The following is a 21509-nucleotide window of genomic DNA, read 5'->3' on the forward strand; positions in this document are numbered from 1 at the left end:
AACTTCATCTACTGCTCTCGACAGCCACGACACCTAATGGCCGGGCAGTTAATCTCTCAATTTCCGCTCCGTACACATGAACAGAGCGTGCCGCCACAATTCTCGAGCGCTCAGCATCGAGCAATTCCTCGCGGGCAGAGATCAACTCAACATAGGAATAGCGCCCCCGGCGATAGGCCCGGTCAACCTCAGAAAGCGCCTTGCGCAATGTGGGAATAACGGTATTTTGCATTTCGTCAACAATGGCCAGCGCTTGTTCACGGCTCGTTACCGCCAAGAAAAGCTGGGGATAGAGCTTTAGCAATGCCGCCTCTCTATCCAACTGAACCTGTTCCAGCTCAGCCATTGCAGAAATCTCTTTACCCCGATTACGTCGCCCGGTTAAAAGCGGCACGTTAAAGCCAACAACGACAGCATTCTCATCATCTTCTTTGTCGTTCCGATAGCCTGCATACCAACCAATATCAGGTATCGACTTCGCTTGTGTCAGATGCAGGTGAGATGCGCGCAAGCGCTCTTCAGAGGCAAAACGGGCAATAGAAGGGTTTTCCTGAGCTCGCTCGTACAGAACATCAAAGCTGGCATTTGGCTCAAATCGGAAGAGCACGCTGGAGTCAACTGCAAAGTCCTGGGTAGGTTGCCCCCACAGCGCGGATAGTGCGTACTTGTAGTAGCTCAGCATTCGCTCCTGTGCCTCGGCGGCCAAAATGGCATTCGCCAGTGCAGACTCAGCCCGCATGCGTTCAGCTATGGGGGACGCAGCAGCATTGACCCTTGTAGTTACAGCGTCCAACGCTTCTTGCGCCAGCGAGACCTTCTCTTTTTCCAGAATCAGTAATTCTGCGGCAGCGAGTACTTGCGCATAACCACGAACCACCTCGGCCAAGACATCCAGTGCTGTCGCTTGCTCATCGGCAATTAAGAGGTCCCGCTGAGCATTGACAACATCGATTCGAGCCTGGCGTTTGCCCCCCAACTCAATAACTGATGACAAAGAAGCAGTCAGCTCAAGTTCCTTGTCATCATCATCATCGTCGTCACTTGGCGGACCGGGCCGACCGGGGGAGCCTGAGCTTGAGCTTGAGCTTGATGAACCATCATCTCCGTATACCGCATACTCAGCTTCGAAACCAAAATCCCATGCAGGACGTAGGCCGGCTGTGAACTCAGCACCATCCAATGCCCATTGCTGGAGTGGAAAAACTGCAATCTGGGGATTTTGTGCCAGAGTTTTCTGTATTGCCTCTGGCAGCGTCAATACTTCTCCCCTCTGCGCAGAGGTAGCTTGCGCAGATATAAGTAGAGCGGTCGTCAACAAAAATCTAAAGGATGTACGACCAATCACGCTCAGCGAGAGCGTGGAAAAAAAATCCATGGAATTCTCCCAAGTCACAACTCGATCATCGTGTGCGAGCAAAAGCTACATACTTCTATAGCGGCACACGCAGTATTTAACTAATCAGGCTTGGGTTATAGGTGGGCGTAAAAGTGGAGAAAAATAACCTGAGGGCACAGCTGCACTGATTGTGTCACTGTAACTGATAGTGCCCCGAAGAAGAGGTTGATAAGACTGCCCCAAAAGCCCGGTTGCATTAATTCCGTGACAATGGCAGCAGTGATTACAGAAATCCAACGTTGGTGTAGATTGCCCTTCACCGGAGGAAGGCAGCGAGAAAGTGACGGAACCCCCATCAGGCTCGTCAGTAGGTGCTACCCCCGGGAGTTGATCAATATGATTTGAAGAGAAGTGGATGGTGATATCTTCTAGCTCATCATGACTGTCATAGAAGGCGCCAGCTGTCTGGAAAATCAGCAGCGCAATCAGTAAAAATGACAGACGAACCACATTCATAGGAGCAGGCTAGTATCAATATTGGACCGACTCTAGCAAACATAACCCAGAGCCTCAATTGAATACGGCAAAAGTTTTGTAAAACAACAGCTTATTGACCAGCAATTCTGGATAGCCAGTCTCGTTTCAATACTCGTTTTTACGCAACAGCAGGCGCGAAGGATCTCCTCTACACTGATTCAGATGCCACAACTATGGCTATGTATTGGGAGGTACCGGTAAATGCTTGCTTTTCAACCCTTTGGTGGCTTGGCTAGGGCGCTGATTCTTGCAGCGACGGTGGCATTAGCCCCTGCGATTGTCGCTCAAAACCCGACTCCACCCCCGCAACCCGATAGCACTGGCTCCCAAGGCCAAACCCCGCCACCAGGGCACCCCACTCAATCGAACGATGACAGCAATCCCCCCCAGCCACCAGGGCAAATGCAGCAAGGCAAACCTCCTCAAGGCCAAATGGGGGCCATGGAATCAAACGAGCCCCTAGACCCCAAGGCGATGGCAACCTTGAAACGAATGGGTGACTACCTCGCCAGCCTCAAAATGATGATGTTTAACGCCGATATATTCACTGAGGTCGTTCTGGAAAATCAGGAAAAGCTCCTGATTGGCGGTACCGTCAAATATATGGCAATGCCACCAAAGCAACTGCGTGTAGACCTGAAAACAGATTCTATTACCCGTCAATTTATTCACAATGGCGACAAGTTCACCGTGATTGCTCCCCGCGATGGTTATTTCGCAGAAATGGAAGCACCCCAGCCTACAGCGGAAGTTTTGACCAAAGCCGCCAAGGATTACGGCATTGAGATTCCTTTTGCCGACCTCCTCGAATGGGGAAGGAAGGAAAATGTTTGGTCCGGTATCAAAGAAGGCTTTCTGGTAAACCGGCCTATGGTTGACGGCCAAAAAACCGAGCACTGGGCATTTCGCTCTGAAAACCTGGACTGGGAAATCTGGATCAAGGCTGGTGACAAGCCCCTGCCCCTGCGTATTTCAACAGTGAATACCCGCGACCCCGCCAAGCCGCGCTTTATTGCCACCTTGAAATGGATGGAAGCCAAACCTGGTGCCGCCGGGCAATTTACCCCTTCCACCGACAAGCTCAAGCAGATCCAGTTTAAGAAGGCGGAACCCAATAAGGAGGCCACACCATGATGCATCGCAACGGTCAAAAGACGGGTTTCCTTGCACAACTGGTTGTGCCTGCCCTGGTCACGGGGGCACTACTGACTGCATTGGCCAGTCCCTCAGCCGAAGCCTTTGGTCGGTTTGGTGGTGGTGGGGCTCATTTCAATATTGGGGGACATTTTAATGGGATGCGTCCGATGGGTGGAGGCTTCCACGGTGGCTATGCCCCGGGGGAGTTTGCAAGGCGCTTTCCCAATCACCCCCCATTTCACCCCCATCATCCACCCTACCCACCGCCCCCTTGGCGCCCCCACTACTGGCCCTACCCGGGACCAGCATTTTGGGGTACGGCAGCAGCCGTAGGTGTCGGCGGGTGGTTATATACGTTGCCTCGCAGCTGTGTTGCAGTAACTGTTGGTAACGTTACCTATGAGCACTGCGGGTCCTACTGGTATGAACCGCACTTTGTCGGTGGCCATATCGCCTACCGCCCGGTTCGCCCTCCCCGCTAGGAACGCCAATATTGGATAAGTGGCCCCAAGTGCGAAATGCTATTTTTCGTTGTCAGCTTTCTCGGGGCCACCCTGAGCATAGGATTTGGTGATATGCCTGAGGGTCTTCATCTGCTTGCCGAAATTGCGGCAAGGTGTGCAAACCGCCAGATGTAACTTCAGGCTCGCCTTCTCGGAAATGAGCAGGTCCCTCTCCTGGGACTCAGACATCAGCCTCGTGGCTTCCCGGCAGGTCTTCATCATTGTCACTTCTCCACACCAAACCAGTTATCTTCCAGACACTCGCGCAAGCGAAGGCGCGCCCTGTGCAATGTGACATTTAAGTTGCTAACGGTAATCTCCATGGCAGCACAGATCTCATGGCTTTCCAGCTCAATAAATTCCCTCATCATAAAGATCTGCGCTTGGCGCGAGGGAAGATGGCTGAGACAGGCCTCGAAGATTCGCCAGAAATGCTTATCGTGAATTGCCGACTCAGGATCAGCCCAGCGTTTGGGCTTTTCATCCTTCTGCCAGTGCCCCGTCTGATCAAACAGCTCATCGTGATCATATTCTTCCCTATCCCCACGAACCAATTGATCCGCATCTACGAAGCGCTGTCTCTGTCGCAATATGTCGGCAATCTTGTTCTTGAGAATGGCGAAGACCCAGGTCTTCAAAGCCGAGCGACCGGAAAAGCTTCGCGAGTTCTTTAGGGCACCCATCAATGCTTCCTGAACAGCATCCTCAGCCAGCTGTGTATCCTGCAACTGCAAACTGGCAAAACGCAGCATCTGCTGGCGCAAATCCACCAGGAACTGCGAATTCTGTAAGGAATCCTCGGCGGACTCTGTCGAAGCACTGGGAGCTAGGTGATCGCTCAATTACGTTCCCTCATAATATCGAAGCGGAGAGAGTCGATATTAACGAAAATAATGCGATTCTCTACAAACCAATTCCCACTGGCGCCAAAAGGCAATTTTGCTGATTCTGAAATATCTAGTGCATCATGCTGGTATTTTTGTGCCAATTGAGACTTTTCTGCTTTACCCCGCATCTTGAGCCAGAATGAGCGAAATATCATGCCAGTATAGAGCTCTGCATCAGTTTCGAAAGCGGAAACCTTTGGCCAGAAGAACCTCTAACTCCTCAACTCTTCCGTGATTCCTCTGGTTTTTAGTCGCGGGAACCGCAGACTTGTTACACTTCCTCAACAAAATTACAAAGAGCGCCAATACCGGCGCAACTGCGCCTTTTTGGTTAACCCCCGCAATAGGTAAAGAGCCAATGCACGATTTAGTACAGGACTACTACGGACGCCAACTAAAGAACTCTTCAGACCTGAAGACCAATGCCTGTTGTGATCCCAGCGATATGCCAGAGTGGCTAAAACCATTGCTGTCCAATATTCATCCCGATGTCCTATCCCGCTATTACGGCTGCGGACTTGTCTGCCCTCCACTTTTGGAAGGCTGCCGGGTACTGGATCTTGGCTGTGGCTCAGGCCGGGATATTTACTTGCTCTCCCAGTTGGTAGGTCCAAAAGGTGAAGTAGTAGGTGTCGATATGACGGAAGAGCAGTTGGCTGTGGCCAGGCAGCACCAAGCCCATCACGCCGACAAGTTTGGCTATGACAATGTCCGCTTCCTGCACGGCTACATTGAAAAGCTGGAGGAACTGGAATTAGAGCCTGAAAGCTTTGATGTGATCATTTCCAATTGTGTGGTTAACCTCTCCACAGACAAAGATGCTGTACTCAAAGGCTTGTTCCGGCTGCTGAAACAAGGGGGAGAATTTTACTTCTCCGATGTCTATGCCGACCGTCGTATTCCCCCCGCAATTAGCTCTGACCCCGAGCTGTTTGGCGAGTGTCTTGGGGGCGCACTCTACTGGAATGACTTTCTGGAAATTGCTCAGGGCAGCGGCTTCCGCGATCCACGCCTGGTGGAGAGCCGGCCATTACTTATCACCAACCCAACCCTGGCCCAGCGCTGTGGTTCAATTCGATTTTTTTCCGCCACTTATCGCTTGTTCAAATTAGCGCAACTGGAAAAAGACTGTGAGGATTACGGCCAAGCAGTGATTTATAAAGGCACACTACCGGGCTCTGCCGATCAATTCGTTCTCGATGGACACCACATTATTGAGACCGGACGAGTATTCCCTGTGTGCGGTAATACTTGGAGAATGCTCGCAGAGACCCGTCTCGCACCCCACTTCGAGTTTATTGGCGATTTTTCGCGGCACTTTGGCCTGTTTCCCGGCTGCGGCAAGGAAATGCCATTTGCCAGCGACACTCCCGAAGCGGATCAATCGAGTACCCAGTGCTGTTAACCCTGAGCCTGGAAATGGGAGCCCCCTAACGGGCTCCCTTTGGAAACCCAACGACTGCCCCCAAAAAGTAGGGTATTTTTTTCTCCAGCCAATAACTGGGGCTCCATACCGTCCCTTCTATAAACCCTACATGCCCCCCTCGATCACTCACCGCCAAATCGACAGCAGAACTGACTTCGCTGGTTACAGGTATCGCTGATGGACAAATAAAAGGATCATCAACGGCGTTGATAATCAAAGTCGGCGTGCGAATATCTTTGAGTAAAGGCTTACTGGATGCCTGGGTGTAATACTCATCCACATCACGAAAACCATGTAACGGCGCAGTGAAAGCACTGTCGAAATGCCTGAAATCGACAAAGTCCCCACTGCAATTGAGATCGGGTAAGGCCGCAGCCAACTGTGGGTCTTTCGCCTTATGAAGCAGGCTCAAACGAAGCCCGCTGATCATATGACGTTCATATAGGTGGGATATACCAGTATTGATATAGCGACTACAGGCATGGAGATCCATTGGAGCTGAAACTGCAATCCCAGCGGCTACTTGTCCGCAGCCACCATCCTCACCCAACATTTTAAGAACAACATTCCCGCCCAATGAGAAACCAACCACAGCAATTGTAGTTAGGGGAAACTGCTTCTTAAGAACATTAATCAACCAGCGGGGGTCCTCAGTGTCACCACTGTGATAGGCCCTCGGCAACTTGTTAGGCACACCACCACAACCTCGAAAATGCATTACAGCGACCTGGTAATGGTATGCCAGAAGAGTTTCCATCAGCCCCTGCACATAGGGCGACTCTACCGAACCTCCCAAACCGTGAAGTATCAGTACCAGAGGATAATCGAGATCATTGCGTAGCGGCCTGGGAAAATGCAAAGAAAGGCGATCGCCATCAGGGGTTTCGTACCAGCGGCAATCTGTCTCAATCCAGGGGGTGGCGCGGTGAAAACGACTGAATACGGTCTGAATATGTCGATTGCCAAGGCCTGGGGCTGGAGAAAAAGAATTAACCATAGATTTCTATCAATAGTCGAAACAACCGGGGCTATCAGTTTCCTGCTGATGATTTAGGGATTGTTGCCCCTTTCGTTTCTGGGACAAAAATCAGAAAAAATGTACCGGCGATCAGAGCAATAGCTCCCAAAGTAAGAAAAGCAACGCCATAGCCAAAATACTGAACAATATATTCCGCAGAAAAATTACTACATGCCGAACCAATTCCCACCAAGGCAGCCATAGCGCCCTGAGTAACATTGAAACGGCCCGTACCACGTGTCAGGTCGGCACACATTAAAATAATAATGACGCCAAATATACCATTAGCCACGCCATCCAGGGATTGAATTGCTACCAGGAAGTACGGATTGTCCGTAGACATAAACAACAGCGCCCGTACCGGATTGATAAAAAAACCGATAAGGAAGATTAGCTTGCGCCCCCAGGTATCCGCTTTGGCCGCACACAGAAAGGACATCAGCATCATCATAAACTGGGCGGCGATGATACAAGCTGACGTAAAGGCAATAGCTATATCAGCATTCGAGTTAATCGACAGTTTCTGACTCACCAAGGGCAACATCGCAGCATTGCCAAAGTGGAATAGAAACACGCTGACAGCCAAAGCGACCAGGCGCCGGTCAGACAACAGTGACTTGAAGCCTGACGGCTGCGCTTTGCCCTCTACGTCCTTGTGCTCTCCGCCCCGAGCACGGATATGATCGATAGATTTTCCCGGAATAAAGGCTACCGAGATCGCCATAAGGGCACCCATAACCGCCATCAACCAGAACACCCCCTGCCCGGAAATAGTCAGGGCGAGAATCGCTGCAAGCCCAGCAGCAAAGACATTGCCCGCATGATTGGAGGCCTGGTTGGCACTGGTTTGATAGGTAAAGTTTTCATCGCTGGTAACGCCGAGTGTGATTGCCGCAATAGAGGGAGCCACGAAGGCAATTGCGCCTCCCATCAAAACCTGGGAGAGATAAATCAATGGCTTGTGGCTGGTAAATTCCACAATAGTGATAGAAACAATACCGATAATGATCCCGCAAGTGGCAATAAGTCCTCTCTTAAAGCGAGTACTATCGATAAATGCGCCAGCAGGTGTCTGCAGCAGTACAGTGGTTACCCCGCCAATTGCCAGGACAACCCCAATATCTCCCGGCTTCCAGTGCATGGCTGAGAGCAGGTAAATCGCCAGGTATGGTCCCAAACCCGCAACCACATCTCCAGCAAAGAAATTCGTAAAGAGAAGAGGTTTGTTTAAACTCTTATGAATGGCCTTGTTGGCACTCTGCTGCACTGGATAGAGCCTCAGAAAAATAGCAACGCTGAAAACCAGAGTAGCAGTTGGGACTAGCGACACTCGGATAACGATAGATGTCTATCAGCTTAACCGTCTCGGCAATCATCTTTATCCTAATAGCCGTGCGCCAATGGCTACCGTCTGCCGTTCGTATCTGGCACATCATGACCCTTGGCGCAGTAGCACTTTTGGCCTTGAGGCAAATCACACTTAAAGACGCATTCTTTGCTGTGGATTGGGATTTAATCCTCTACTTATTCTCTGTATTTTCGATTGCATCCGCTCTATACGACACAGGGATTTCAGCACAAATCAGCAGGCGAATACTCTCCCGTAAAAACCCCAATACCATACTGGCAAGCTATGTCCTGATCATGGCCGTCTGTGCCGCCCTTCTCACCAATGATGCTGCAGCAGTGATTGGTGTACCCATCGCTCTATTGATGGCTAGGGATATGAAATGGGGTGTTGTACCCCTACTTATTTTACTTTGCGCCACCGTAACGATCGGCAGCATGATCTCCCCAGTCGGCAACCCACAAAATATCTTGATTGCCAACGCAGGGCAGTTTGACAATATGTTTCTGGTATTTGCCGAGTGGATCTTTATCCCGGCAGCCATCACCATGCTGCTGTCGATTCTTTGGTTAAAAAGGTTTCTTAAAGTTGACGAACCCAGTCACAATGTAGGCATTCAGCCTCGAGAGGACAATGAGATAGCACAAAAATGGCCACCTCTATTGTCGGCAGCCCTTCTGGTAATTCTAATTGCATTAGGCAGTGTACTTCATAACGTAGAAGGTATTTACCACCCAACCTTGGGTCAAATAGGCTTGGTCGCCTGCTCACCCATTTATCTGGCGAGTCATGAAAGAAGAAGAATACTGAGAGAAGTAGACTGGCCCACTCTCTTTTTCTTTATTTCCATGTTTATTGTGACCGGCTCACTACTCAAGTCCGGATCACTACAGTTTTTTCTGCACGAGAGCGGGATTAATCTGGCTGAACCTGAAACCGTAACTTTTGTCAGTTTTTTTGCCAGCCAACTGTTTTCCAATGTTCCCGTAGTGGAAATCTACCTGAATCTTCTACATGAACACGACACTCAAACACTTATGATGCTATCAGCCATATCTACAGTTGCCGGTAACCTATTTATCATCAGCGCAGCCAGCAATGTAATAGTGCTGCAGCAGGCGGAAAAATTTGGTGTGCAACCATTTAACTTCTGGCAGTTCTTTTTATTGATGTTGCCGGTAAGTGTTATCAGTGTGGCAGCGAGTTATCTCTATATTATTTGGTACAGCTCGCTACAGACCTAAAAAAAAGAGCTAACTCTGGGGCTTCTCGACTCGGACAAAGGGGCGATAGTCTCCCCCTTCCAGCAGCAGATAAATATTGTAAGGTTCAAACTTTCCATCCACTTCCATTCCTGGGCTGCCAACTGGCATCCCAGGTACTAACAGACCGATTCCATCCTCTGGAGGAGAGGAAATAAATTGCAGGATATGTTTGACGGGAACATGGCCTTCAAAAACATATTTGTTGTGCCACACCGCCGTATGGCAACCCTCCATCCCCCGAGGAACACCCCATTGCTGCCGAATTTTGGCCATATTCAGCTCAGAACTGGTAGATACAGCAATGTCGTTACCCCGTAGATAATCCACCCACTTGTTACAACAAAAGCAAAGCGGGTGTTTATACACAATAAAACTATCGGCATCCCACTGTTTTTTTTCCTCCGTACCAGCAAAACTTGCTGGTACGGCCAATATCACCAGTGAGAGAAGGAGAGCTAAAACCTCCCTAGATAGCCTGGGCATAGTGAATAGCATAAGATTCAGAGGAATCAGTCCAGTGGCGAACAGGCTTAAAGCCGCCTTTCATCAACAGGGTATTAAAACTACTCACTTTATATTTATGGCTATTCTCGGTATGAATAGTCTCCCCTTCCGAAAAGACGATTTCTTCCCCAGCGATTGCGACGCTTTGATCCCGGAGGCTAACTAAATGCATTTCTACGCGTTTTCGCAATGGCTGATAGAAAGCGCGATGAGAGAAAGATGACAAATCAAAGTTGCCTCCCAACTCACTGTTAATTCGTTGCAGGAGGTTCTTGTTAAACTGCTCCGTAATATGCTCACTATCGTGATACGCCCTCTCCAGTACAACGGAATCTTTAACTAAATCAGTTCCGATAAGCAGGCCGTCTCCCGCTCTCAAATTCGCCGCAAACGTCTCCAGCAACTGCTCCGCCCTATCCGGCTCAAAGTTTCCAATTGTCGAACCAGGAAAAAACACCACACGCTTTTTTGACTCAATATTTGACAGATTGTCCCATACTTCGGCTTGAGTAAAGTCACCCACTTCCGGCCAGATAGAAATATGAGGTAAGCCTTTTTTAATTCGTTGCCCCGCCAAATAGAGAATCTCCGGGGAAATATCGATGGGATAGTATCCGCTAGGGTTTTTTAAAAGATGCAATAGGCCCTCTACTTTTTCGCAGTTGCCTGCACCAGGCTCCACCAGTAGCGCCCCTGGGCCAATTTCTTCAGCAATATCCGGTAGATACTGATTGAATATCTTAGCCTCAGTACGGGTTAAATAATAATCGTCTGCATCACATATTTTCTCGAATAACTGAGAACCAAGTTCGTCGTATAGGTATTTACACGGTAGTGTTTTCTGATCTCCGGCCAACCCCCGTAACACATCATTGAGAAATTCATGGTCTTGTTGTGAACTTTCCTGCATCGATGATACGGCTGCTTTCACATTTAGTCTCCTGCCAAACGGATACCGGTAAATTGCCACGACTGGTGTGGATAAAAGAAGTTGCGGTAACTGATCCGGATATGGTCAGCCGGGGTTGCAAAAGATCCACCGCGAAGAACCTTTTGGTTACACATAAACTTTCCGTTGTACTCCCCTACTGCATCCTCCCGGGCTCTGAAGCCCCGATAAGGTAAGTAAGCGCTGGAAGTCCACTCCCACAAATCCCCTAAGAACTGCGTTTGTCCCCGCTGCGCCTGCAATGGCCTGAAGTGACGTTTCTCCAGGAAATTAGCTGATGCCATCTGGTTCGGCTGGCGTAAATGGCAAGCAGCTGCCTCCCACTCAAATTCGGTAGGCAATCGTTTTCCAGCCCAGGTTGCGAAAGCATCTGCCTCATAAAAAGAAAGATGACAGACAGGCTCAGCTGGATTTAAGGGTAGCAACCCATAGAGGGAGTACTGATGCCAACCATCACTGTTCAGCCGCCAATAGGATGGGTGCTTTTGCTGATTTTTCTGCAAATGCAGCCAACCATCCGAAAGCCACAGACGATGCTGTTCATAGCCACCATCCTCTATAAATTCAAGGTACTCCCCATTAGTAACCAGTCGGGAGGCAATAACAAAGTCATCGATAAACTGCTGATGCTCAGGCCCTTCATTATCAAAGCAGAAAGCATCGCCATTACTCCCAATCCCATAGAAGTCCTTGGGTATGCTCAACCAACGCAGTGGTTCCAGTGCCCCGTCTTCATCTTCAGGAAACATATCCCGGTAAGCTGGTGCCATGGGATTAGTTGACAGCGCATGCTTGATATCGGTCAATATCAATTCCTGGTGCTGCTGCTCATGATTCAACCCCAGCTGGACCAACGCGGCCAAATTTTCAGGAATCGGGTACTCACTGAGCAACCGGTGCATGGAGTCATCGATAAACTTTCGATATTCATAAACCTGGGCACTATCCGGACGCGAAATTAGCCCCCTGTTAGGGCGTGCAAAGGGGGTACCCAAACTGTTGTAGTAAGAGTTGAACAGGTGGTTGAAGTGTGGGTTAAACGTTTGATATCCCCGCAACCGGTTGGCAAGGATAAAGGTCTCAAAGAACCAGCTCGTATGTGCTAGGTGCCATTTGGTAGGACTGGCATCCGGCATAGACTGTAGCTGCATATCCTCCGGGGATAGCGGCAATGCGAGGTTCTCTGTCTCTGCACGAACTTTCTGGTAATCACTGAGAAGTTGATGTTGTACTTCCTCTAAAGTTACTTCACCGACGTGTATTGCCATATTAGTAATCAACTGCGACACATTTCTTCTCTATTAAAATCATCATACGCAGTTTTAGGTGTAAACCTAGAGGCTAGCTATTCAACAGAAGGGTATATGCGCCAGTTTATTTTTCACTTGAAGGGTCAATAAAAAAAAGGGCCGGATAAACCGGCCCACTCTCTCGTCATGCTGACAGGAATAACTTAATAAAATAGAGCAAAAATTGTTTTATGTAATATTTCTTTCAAAATTTAGACGCAATTTTCTCAATCTAAACGTTTTTTATGGGCTACTGCCGGAATAAGGGACTCTAAATAATCCCACAATGCCCCTGTGGCCTTTAAATGCCCTCCCAAGGTCGACAACAGCACATCCCTGTGCCGTATTAACCCATGGGTTAATCAGCAACCACCCGCATAGCGGGTGGTATGGTGAAAGCCCCCAGAGGGGGCTTGTTACAATCCCGCCAATTGCATCTGCTCTTGCCGGCGTTCTTCAACCTCTTGATTCTTGATGTACTCTCGAATCATCTGCTCATCAAGCCCTACTGTACTCACGCAGTAGCCCCGAGCCCAAAAATGTCTTCCTGTGAAATTTCTCTGTACATGCTTGTACTTCCGAAATATCGGGATCGCAGATTTCCCTTTCAGAAACCCAACCGTATTGGAAACACTTAACCTGGGAGGAATCATTAACAACATATGAATGTGATCCCTCATTGCGTACCCCTCGACCAACTCAATGCCTTTTTGACGACACAAGTCTCGGAATATTGCTCCAATCTCACGTCTCAATGCCCCAAATAACGCTTTCTTTCGATACTTGGGCACAAATACCACATGGTACCTGCAATAATGTTTCACGTGAGCTTGGCACTGCCAATCTCGCATATGGCCTCCTTAAAGAACTTGCCGGTTCATGGAGGCCATATTTTTACTCTGCACGCCGGAACGGCAGAGCCTTGTCAAGTCTCACCGCCAGAGGCGGTGGTTTACCCATGTATTAATTAAAATCGGACAGTTAAATCCGCACCGTACATTCTCGGCATAAAGCGCCAAGCGGGGCTGGCACCAATGGCTGCACCAGTACCACCATAGCCGCCAGCGATTTCTTCATCCGTCAAATTTTGTATCCAGAGCGCTAAAGAATAACTATCTGAAGGGCTGTTCCAGGCTGCCCGCAGGTTGAACAACTGATAGTCTTCCACGATACGTGTCCGATCAGTAATCGAACCAATTCGCTCATCTGTCCAGTTGTAATCGCCACGGAAAATAAACTCCCCGCCAGATGCAAGGTCCACTGTGTATTCAGCCATTAGGTTGAATTTATTCTCTGGCGTTGATACCCGAGACTGGCCTACTTTCGAGTCCTCTTCAGTCTCACCAATGGCTTCGATGATCTGATAGTCAGTAAACTCTGTATCCAGGTAGGAGTAATTACCGGCAATAAACAAGCTCTCTGTTACTGCCCACTGCACTTCGATCTCCGCCCCAGTGCCCTCCGCATCCGAATTCCGCAGGTTATAACTGGGAATAGGAGTACCCACCAGATCCAACTCCTGCAAATTGTTGTATTCGTAGGTGTAAATAGAGGTATTCAAGCGTACTCGGTTGTCGAACAGGCTGCTCTTAAGACCAACCTCCAGGTTAACAACATCTTCCTGATCGAAAGACGACTCAACCCCGGGACCAAAGTTAAGGCTATTGAATCCACCAGCTTTAAAACCATCCGCCAGGGAGACATAGGTCATCACATCGTCATTCCAGCGGTAATCCAGCACTATACGACCGGAAAGGTCGCTCCAGCTATCACTCAATTTGGAGTCCAAAACCGGCTGGCCATTGTTGAAAAACACAATACCAAACAACTGGGACCCCAAATCGACCTCAGGCAGGGTTACAGTGCCGATTACGTTGCCATCTCCGTCAACCAAGCGCACATCTCCGCCGGATAGTGACAGAGGAATACTGTTGCCATAAGCCGTCTGGATGGTGAAATCTTTTTGATCGTAGGTATAACGAGCACCGACAGTCAGGTCCATCTTATCGGTAAGGCTCCAGGTCATGTCGCCGTAAATAGCACTGGAACGGTAATCACCTGTGTTGCGAACGCTCTCCCCCCAATGTGCATCCGAGGCTATCCAGGGATTGAAGCCCGCCATCATCTGTCCGACTACATCTTCCGCATAGAGCATATCGCCGGTTATACCAGTGGCCCCTAACTGAGCGAGTAACGCATCCACCTGGCCTGTTTGCAGCATTAGGTCATAGACAAAGGAAGCGCTGGCAATTCCCTCCAACCCCGCCTGCTGCAGCTGCGCACGGGTGATAACCGCTAAGTCCTCTTGCTCGGTTTGGGTCAGGTCCGGATAGGCAGCCTTTACCCCTTCATAGACGGCGAAGGATTCCACCGATCCGGTAGTGAAATTGGCATAAGTGGTGTGATCCACCTCTTCTTCGGAGTAAGAAGCTCCCAGAGTCCATTTGATAGTATCTGTAGCACCATTGAGTCGGAACTCTTGAGAGAACTGGCTTTGATCATCAGTATTAGCTGACCCAAACATATAGTCCGGGTTGGCGGTACCATCCTCATCCTGCTGCAGGTGGGCATCGAATTCGCTGTAGGCAGTAATCGAAGTAAAAGTGAAATTATCGAAATCTTTGGTAATTGTCAGTGATGTGCCGAAGGAATCACGATCCTCAATAGTCGGGGTATCCAGGGCGTAGTCGCCAAAAACATCCGTTTCATCTTTAAGGCTGGGCACTATGGTTGTTCGCAAAGCGCTGCCTTGATCCATAATCCCGTAATTGGCGCGCCACAGCACCTCGGTATCCGTCGCCGGCTCCCACAACACAGAGGCGCGGTAGGTCTGAGTATCCTGATCCCCTACAGAGAATCCATTTGCTAAATTATCGGCAAATGGATCGCGACGATTTGTCGACGCCGAAAAACGGCCATATAGGTTGTCACTAATCTGGCGATTAACCAAAAGATCCGACGACTGGCGCCCATAATTACCGGCAGTTAGATTTAATTCCGTAGAGTCATCCGCCTGCGGTTTGGTGGTAATAATATGGATCGCACCTCCGGTGGCATTGCGACCGAATAGTGTACCCTGAGGCCCTTTTAGGACTTCAACCCTCTCAATATCGGTCAGCGGTATCTCGGCACCTGCACTGCGGCCGGTATAAACCCCATCCACATAGACCGCCACAGCTGGATCAGAGCCTATGGTCCAGTCATTAGTTTGCACGCCGCGAATACTGTACGTTGGCTGCAGGGCGGTATCATTGTGCATTTCCACGCCCGGCGTATATTTCCCCAAGTCAGTCAAATTTTTGACACCGGCTTCTTTTATATTTTCCCCGGTGAAGGCGGAAATCGCGATAGGTACGTCCTGTAGGTTTTCCGCTCGCTTCTGCGCAGTAACGACAACCTCCTCAATTTCCGCAGCGTGAACGTGAGAGCCGACAGCGGTGAGGAAAGCAATGGTTCCAGAAAGAATGGAAAGATTGAATCTACGGTTTGTTACATCTCTACCAACATCGTGCATCATCGCGTCCTCGCGTTTATTGTTATACAGCCTGATGTTTTCGATTTATTGTTGTTTTTGTTATTGCACGCCATCTTACGGTTGCGTTTTCATATTGAAAACCCTGCGATGACTTTTTTCTTGTGACCAGTCAGTTCTTCGAGAAATAGCAGCGAATGACAGGAAAATCCTATAATTTAAAGCTTGGGTTTTGTCACTAAAAGTTACTCCTTGTATCGCTTAGTAACTTTGCGAGTGAAATTAAAATTGCACAATAAAGTGCTACCGACATTAACTCAGAGATTTTGCGGCCACCACAATGACAACATTTCCATTTCTCAAGCGGTATATGACAGCACTAATTATCAGCCTATTGGGTTTGATAATTATATTTTTAATTGGCTCCTGGATCTGGCTCCGACAGAGCTTGCCTATTCTCGATGGAACCATTACCACGGGTAAATTAAAAGACCCAGTTGTTATCGAGCGCGATTCACAGGGAGTGCCATTAATTCATTCTGAAAACCGAAACAGTTCGGCCTTCGCATTGGGCTTTTTACACGCGCAGGAACGTTTTTTCCAAATGGATCTGTTGCGGAGAAGTTCTGCCGGGGAATTATCAGAATTACTGGGCGCGTCCACTATAAAACACGATCAAAAGGTACGTTTGCATCAATTTCGCCAGCGAGCAGAGCGAAACATTGCTGCGATGCCGGCGGAACAAAAGGCCCTTCTGGATCAATATATCAACGGTATTAATTTTGGCCTCAACCAGCTTCCCGCAAAACCCTGGGAGTATTTGTTATTGGGTCAGGAACCGCGCCCCTGGAATTCTGCCGACAGCCTGTTAACTATCTACAGCATGTACCTGACGCTACAAAGTGAACGCGGTAGTTATGAACTTCGCGACACCGCTTTAGCCGAATTGCTTCCAGCAGATCTCTACGCTTTCTATTTTCCCCAAGGCGGGCGGTGGGACGCACCACTATTTGGAGAAGCACGAGAAAAGGTCAGCCTCCCAGAAACACCGATTTCTGCACTTTTAGATGAACAGGACACTATCGTTTATCAGGCGATGGAGAGTGATGACAAGATTTACGGCAGTAATAACTGGGTGGTCGGCGGTAATTTAACAGCGCACGGTGGAGCCATTCTTGCCAACGATATGCACCTCGGGCTGAGTGTTCCCAATATCTGGTTCCGAGCAGGCTGGAGCATACCAGGCACCAACCGATTTGTTCGTGGCGTAACCCTTCCAGGCGGCCCAATTATGGTTGCCGGAAGCAACGAATTAGTTGCCTGGGGATTTACCAACACCGGTGGCGACTGGAGTGACCTGATTCCACTGGAACTCAGCGAAGACGGCAATCAATATAAAACGCCTGAAGGCTGGAGGAATTTTGCCTATGAAACAGAATCTATCGCCGTCAAAGGCAGCGACCCAAAAACCATAGAAGTTCGCACAACTATCTGGGGTCCCGTTATCGGTACAAACCACGATGGCGTTCCTCTCGCATTCCGCTGGGTTGCTCACGACACTCTGGGCGGCAATATGAACTTGATTGATATGGAAGTTGTTCGCACCGCCGAAGAAGCTCTGGAGCTTGGCCCCACCATAGGCATCCCTCATCAGAACCTAGTGGTTGGCGATAGTAACGGCAATATTGGTTGGACTGTGGCTGGCGCTATTCCCAAGCGAGTCGGGTTTGATGGCAGTCGATCAATCAGCTGGGCAGATGGTAGTGCCTATTGGGACGGCTATTTAAGCCCCCAGGAGCACCCCCGCCTGTATAACCCGGAGTCCGGCCGAATCTGGAGTGCCAACGCTCGTATCGTTGATGGGGACTATCTCAAACTCATGGGCAACCACGGCTATGCGCTCGGCGCACGTCAGCAACAAATTCGCGAACGGCTTTTCGCTCAAGAAAAATTCAATGAGCAGGACCTTTTAAATATCCAGCTCGACGATCAGGCAGTTTTTCTCGAGCGGTGGCAGCAACACCTCCTCACCTTACTTGAAGATCAGCAAGACTACCGCGAGGTATATATACAGATTCAAAATTGGGGAGGCCGAGCCGCCATCGACTCCGTGGGCTATCGCATCGTTCGCAACTATCGCCTGAAGTTGATGGAGCTTACGACAGCGCCCATTTTGACTTACATGCGCCGCTATCAGCCCAAGTTTTCTTTCGGCCAACTCAAGCGCCAATTTGAATACCCACTTTGGGAAATGGCTCAGCAAGAGCCAAAACAGCTTCTCAACCCGGATTTTGAATCCTGGAAGGCGATAAAGCTCGCCGCTCTGGATCAAGTACTGGAAAAAATGAATCGCAGCAATCAACCCCTTAAGCGTCAATCCTGGGGTGCTGAAAATACGGCAAAGATCCAGCATCCACTGGGCAAAGCAATACCACCCCTGAACTGGTTCCTGGCAATGCCTGCGGAGCCTCTCGCTGGAGATACCCATATGCCCCGCTTCCAGTCTCCCACTCATGGCGCATCCCAGCGCTTAGTGGTTTCACCGGGCCGGGATGCAGACGGTATTTTCCATATGGCCACAGGTCAGAGTGCTCATCCACTCTCACCATTTTTCGGCAACGGCCATCAGGATTGGGTGAAGGGAAACACTTCATCATTTATTGAACGCGAGCCTCGCCACCGACTCACGTTAAATTAGAGGTACCGCAGGGACGCTAAAGTCAGGCAGTCTCATCGAGAATTGCAAAAGACAGAAACGTGGTGAAGAAGGCAAGACTCACAACGAAAGGCAGCACTGGAAAGCACAACATCAGTGCCGCCGATGTAATCCAGAGGTTTCTCACCCAACTCTTCTTTTGCTGGTAGTGGTAGGTGTAGCGCCGGGTGTGACTGTCTAGCTGTGCAGGAATTGCTATTTCACGGACCGGTGGGAGAAAAAAGCGCACAGCATTGGTGCAATAAAAGCGAATAAATGCAAGCAGCATATTGAACACCACTCTGAGAGTACCTTTTCAGTATAGGTACTCTCGGCGTCATTGGGTCCCTGCCTTAATCTTCTCGATTTGGCTGATACCACTGAAGCTTTTCATGCAAGCTCACTACCCCACCAATGATGGTGAGTGTTGGCGCTCGAACTTCACTGTTTTCAGCAAGGGCCGGCAAGCTGCTCAAGTCACCGACAACTACTCGCTGGTCTCGCGTAGTGCCCTTTTCAACCAAGGCCGCCGGCGTATTCGCATCGAGCCCGTGTTTAATCAATTCAGCACAAATGGTTTGTAACCCCGTAAGCCCCATATAGAAAACCAGGGTTTGTGCTGGGCCCGCAAGTTCTTGCCAAGGGAGGTCCAACTCACCCTCTTTCAGGTGCCCGGTAATAAAGCGCACAGATTGAGCGTGATCCCGGTGAGTCAGTGGGATACCAGCGTAACTGGCGCAACCAGAGGCCGCAGTGATTCCCGGCACTACCTGAAAGGGAATCCCCGCCTCTGACAACTTGTCTATTTCCTCACCGCCTCGACCAAAAATAAAGGGATCGCCTCCCTTAAGTCGCAAAACTTTTTTACCTTGGCTGGCCAAATCTACCAACAGCTGATTGATATCGTCCTGTGGCACCGCGTGGAAAGCCTTGCGCTTACCCACATAGATCCGCTCTGCATCCCGGCGCACCAACTCCATCACTTCCGGTGAAACCAGCCGATCGTAGAGCACCACATCCGCCTGCTGCATCAAGCGCAGTGCGCGAAAAGTCAGCAGGTCTGGATCTCCCGGACCTCCACCTACCAGGTAAACCTCACCCACCGGATTCGGGCTCCCCTGCCAGTCTTGAAGCGCATCCACCAGCGCCTGCTCGGCATCTGCTGGTTGCCCGGCCTCCATGCGGTTGGCAACGGGGCCGGCAAAAACCCACTCCCAAAAATTCTTGCGCCGAGACTCTGGAAGCGCTGCCTTAACCCTATCGCGCATCCCTGCCGCCAAAGTTACCAGCGGTCCCAGCCCCGGCGATAGCAGGGCTTCGAGCTGAGCCCTGATTCTGCGCGCCAGTACTGGAGCCGCGCCACCACTGCTGATGCCGATCGATAGATCTCCCCGCTCCACAATGGCTGGGAAAGTAAACGTGCACAACTCTGGCGCGTCCACCGCATTGACAGGTAGGCGCTGAGCCTGGGCATCGGCTGAAACCTGTGCATTCACGGACTCACTATCAGATGCAGCAACGACCAGCCCCGCTTTCTGTAAATACTCGCTCGAATAAACTGATTGAAACCATTCCCCACCAGAATCAGTCACCATTTGCTGAAGCTCATCGGTAATTTCCGGGGATACCACCAATATCCGTGCACCCGCTTTGTGCAATAAGCGAGCTTTACGGGTGGCAATGGAGCCGCCTCCAACAATCAAACAGGGATGATCTTTGACATCAAATGCGAGGGGTAAATAACGCAACTTCTTATTCCATCAAATAGCGGGCAAAGTGAAACTCATTACTACAAACAAAAAAGGGCGAACTCTACGCTCGCCCTTTTGGAGTGCTACGCTCAGGAAGCTGAGATCACTTCCTGGCCTCGCATATAGGGCCGCAATACTTCCGGCACCTCAATACTGCCATCCTCGCGCTGGTAATTTTCCAGAACAGCGATGAGGGTACGACCCACGGCAAGGCCGGAGCCATTCAGTGTATGCACCAATTCGGGCTTATTGGTTTCCGGGTTGCGCCAACGTGCCTTCATTCGGCGCGCCTGGAAGTCACCTACCAGGGAGCAAGAGGATATCTCGCGGTACTTATCCTGGGACGGAATCCAAACTTCAATATCGTATGTCTTTCGAGCAGAGAAACCGATATCGCCACCGCAGAGAATCACTGTGCGGTATGGCAGGTTCAGCTTCTGCAAAATGGTCTCCGCATTTTGCGTCAGGGTTTCCAGTGCCTCTTCAGACTGATCCGGGCGCGCCACCCAAACCAGTTCTACCTTTTCAAACTGGTGCTGGCGAATCATGCCACGAGTGTCGCGGCCGTGAGAGCCAGCTTCAGAGCGGAAGCAGGTAGTGTGAGCAACCAATTTATGCGGCAGGCTAGCACTGTCTTCAACAATATGATCGCGATACATATTGGTGAGGGGCACTTCCGCAGTCGGGATCAGGTAGAAACCACGATCATCCTCGAGCTTAAACAGGTCTTCCTCAAATTTAGGCAGCTGGGAAGTGCCGTACAGGGAATCAGCATTCACAACAACCGGCACATTGGTTTCCTGGTAACCATGCTCTTCGGTGTGAGTATCCAGCATAAACTGTGCCAACGCGCGATGCAGACGCGCAACATCACCACTCATTACCGCAAAGCGGGAGCCGGTTAGCTTCACTGCCATCTCGAAGTCAAGGCCACCAAGGTGTGTGCCCAGGTCTACGTGGTCTTTAACTTCAAAGTCAAAAGTACGCGGCTGGCCCCAGCGGCGAACTTCTACATTATCGTCTTCACTCTCGCCTTCAGGCACTGAGGCATCCGGCAAGTTGGGAATCGCAGACAAGATTGCATCCAGCTCTCCCTGCAATTCTGTCAGTGCATGTTTGGCATCTTGCAACTCACCTCCGAGGGACTCCACTTCTTTCAAAAGCGGGGCAATATCTTCACCATTCGCCTTGGCACGGCCGATATTTTTCGACTTGCTATTGCGCTCGTTTTGCAAACTCTCGGTGCGCACCTGCAATTCTTTGCGGCGTTCTTCAAGGGCTTCAAGTTTGGCAGTATCCAGTTCTACACCGCGCTTTTTCAGGGCAGCGGCCACCTGGTCCATATCCGTGCGAATCAGTTTGGGATCGAGCATCGTTTCCAGTTCGCCTGTT

Annotated in this window: 19 protein-coding genes; 5 read left to right on the forward strand and 14 right to left on the reverse strand. The window is 50.0% G+C overall.

Going from position 1 to position 21509, the window contains the following annotated elements:
- Positions 1-4: 4 nt before the first annotated feature.
- Together ACYX4J_RS11455 and ACYX4J_RS11460 are read right to left on the reverse strand one after the other, a co-directional pair.
- Positions 5-1375, reverse strand: coding sequence for a TolC family protein (locus tag ACYX4J_RS11455; RefSeq protein WP_476176639.1), 1371 nt, complete (start codon positions 1373-1375; stop codon positions 5-7).
- A gap of 84 nt (positions 1376-1459) precedes the next feature.
- The gene (locus tag ACYX4J_RS11460) at positions 1460-1852 is read right to left on the reverse strand and encodes a hypothetical protein (RefSeq protein WP_476176640.1); all 393 of its coding nucleotides are present in this window, start codon (positions 1850-1852) and stop codon (positions 1460-1462) included.
- Positions 1853-2074: 222 nt separating this feature from the next.
- Here ACYX4J_RS11460 and ACYX4J_RS11465 point away from each other — a divergent pair, with 222 nt between their 5' ends.
- Together ACYX4J_RS11465 and ACYX4J_RS11470 are read left to right on the forward strand one after the other, a co-directional pair.
- Positions 2075-3007 (forward strand): DUF2092 domain-containing protein, encoded by a 933-nt coding sequence (locus ACYX4J_RS11465; RefSeq protein WP_476176641.1) that lies wholly within the window; start codon positions 2075-2077, stop codon positions 3005-3007.
- Entirely contained in the window at positions 3004-3492 is a 489-nt protein-coding gene (locus ACYX4J_RS11470) for a hypothetical protein (protein WP_413662207.1), read from the forward strand. Before ACYX4J_RS11465 ends, ACYX4J_RS11470 begins: the two co-directional genes overlap by 4 nt.
- A gap of 39 nt (positions 3493-3531) precedes the next feature.
- Here the strand turns inward: ACYX4J_RS11470 and ACYX4J_RS11475 are convergent, their stop codons facing one another.
- Positions 3532-3735 (reverse strand): zf-HC2 domain-containing protein, encoded by a 204-nt coding sequence (locus tag ACYX4J_RS11475; RefSeq protein WP_282933051.1) that lies wholly within the window; start codon positions 3733-3735, stop codon positions 3532-3534.
- 2 nt (positions 3736-3737) lie between these two features.
- Positions 3738-4355, reverse strand: coding sequence for an RNA polymerase factor sigma-70 (locus tag ACYX4J_RS11480; protein WP_282933052.1), 618 nt, complete (start codon positions 4353-4355; stop codon positions 3738-3740).
- A gap of 403 nt (positions 4356-4758) precedes the next feature.
- On the opposite strand from ACYX4J_RS11480, the gene ACYX4J_RS11485 reads away from it, so the two are divergent.
- Positions 4759-5805, forward strand: a complete 1047-nt coding sequence (locus tag ACYX4J_RS11485) for a methyltransferase domain-containing protein (RefSeq protein ID WP_444913969.1) — start codon at positions 4759-4761, stop codon at positions 5803-5805.
- A 25-nt stretch (positions 5806-5830) separates the two neighbouring features.
- Here ACYX4J_RS11485 and ACYX4J_RS11490 read toward each other — a convergent pair whose 3' ends face one another.
- Positions 5831-6823, reverse strand: coding sequence for a hydrolase (locus tag ACYX4J_RS11490; RefSeq protein WP_476176642.1), 993 nt, complete (start codon positions 6821-6823; stop codon positions 5831-5833).
- 34 nt (positions 6824-6857) lie between these two features.
- Positions 6858-8111 carry an MFS transporter gene (locus ACYX4J_RS11495; RefSeq protein WP_445354051.1) on the reverse strand — a complete coding sequence of 418 codons (1254 nt, stop codon included), beginning with the start codon at positions 8109-8111 and terminating at the stop codon, positions 6858-6860.
- 77 nt (positions 8112-8188) lie between these two features.
- Between ACYX4J_RS11495 and ACYX4J_RS11500 the strand changes: the two genes are divergently transcribed.
- Positions 8189-9436, forward strand: coding sequence for an ArsB/NhaD family transporter (locus ACYX4J_RS11500; protein WP_445354050.1), 1248 nt, complete (start codon positions 8189-8191; stop codon positions 9434-9436).
- A 9-nt stretch (positions 9437-9445) separates the two neighbouring features.
- On the opposite strand, the gene ACYX4J_RS11505 is transcribed toward ACYX4J_RS11500, so the two are convergent.
- From ACYX4J_RS11505 to ACYX4J_RS11525, 5 genes are all read right to left on the reverse strand, one after another.
- On the reverse strand, positions 9446-9895 hold the full coding sequence (locus tag ACYX4J_RS11505) for a DUF411 domain-containing protein (RefSeq protein ID WP_445356313.1): 450 nt from the start codon (positions 9893-9895) through the stop codon (positions 9446-9448).
- A 28-nt stretch (positions 9896-9923) separates the two neighbouring features.
- Positions 9924-10892 carry an L-histidine N(alpha)-methyltransferase gene (egtD, locus tag ACYX4J_RS11510; protein WP_476176643.1) on the reverse strand — a complete coding sequence of 323 codons (969 nt, stop codon included), beginning with the start codon at positions 10890-10892 and terminating at the stop codon, positions 9924-9926.
- A gap of 2 nt (positions 10893-10894) precedes the next feature.
- Positions 10895-12199 (reverse strand): ergothioneine biosynthesis protein EgtB, encoded by a 1305-nt coding sequence (gene egtB / locus ACYX4J_RS11515; RefSeq protein ID WP_476176644.1) that lies wholly within the window; start codon positions 12197-12199, stop codon positions 10895-10897.
- 416 nt (positions 12200-12615) lie between these two features.
- On the reverse strand, positions 12616-13050 hold the full coding sequence (tnpA, locus tag ACYX4J_RS11520) for an IS200/IS605 family transposase (protein WP_476176645.1): 435 nt from the start codon (positions 13048-13050) through the stop codon (positions 12616-12618).
- A 116-nt stretch (positions 13051-13166) separates the two neighbouring features.
- Positions 13167-15716, reverse strand: a complete 2550-nt coding sequence (locus ACYX4J_RS11525) for a TonB-dependent receptor (protein ID WP_444913971.1) — start codon at positions 15714-15716, stop codon at positions 13167-13169.
- Positions 15717-16041: 325 nt separating this feature from the next.
- Between ACYX4J_RS11525 and ACYX4J_RS11530 the strand changes: the two genes are divergently transcribed.
- Entirely contained in the window at positions 16042-18369 is a 2328-nt protein-coding gene (locus ACYX4J_RS11530) for a penicillin acylase family protein (protein WP_476176646.1), read from the forward strand.
- Positions 18370-18391: 22 nt separating this feature from the next.
- Here the strand turns inward: ACYX4J_RS11530 and ACYX4J_RS11535 are convergent, their stop codons facing one another.
- The 3 genes from ACYX4J_RS11535 to serS all read right to left on the reverse strand — a co-directional run bounded on the left by ACYX4J_RS11535 (position 18392) and on the right by serS (position 21490).
- Positions 18392-18655: a hypothetical protein gene (locus ACYX4J_RS11535; RefSeq protein ID WP_444908100.1), complete on the reverse strand. Its 264-nt coding sequence runs from the start codon at positions 18653-18655 to the stop codon at positions 18392-18394.
- Between the two features lie 64 nt (positions 18656-18719).
- On the reverse strand, positions 18720-20114 hold the full coding sequence (gene cysG / locus ACYX4J_RS11540; protein WP_445354045.1) for a siroheme synthase CysG: 1395 nt from the start codon (positions 20112-20114) through the stop codon (positions 18720-18722).
- A 92-nt stretch (positions 20115-20206) separates the two neighbouring features.
- Positions 20207-21490, reverse strand: a complete 1284-nt coding sequence (gene serS / locus ACYX4J_RS11545; RefSeq protein ID WP_282933066.1) for a serine--tRNA ligase — start codon at positions 21488-21490, stop codon at positions 20207-20209.
- Positions 21491-21509 lie beyond the last annotated feature (19 nt).

The organism is Microbulbifer sp. ABM4_008, assembly GCF_056311705.1.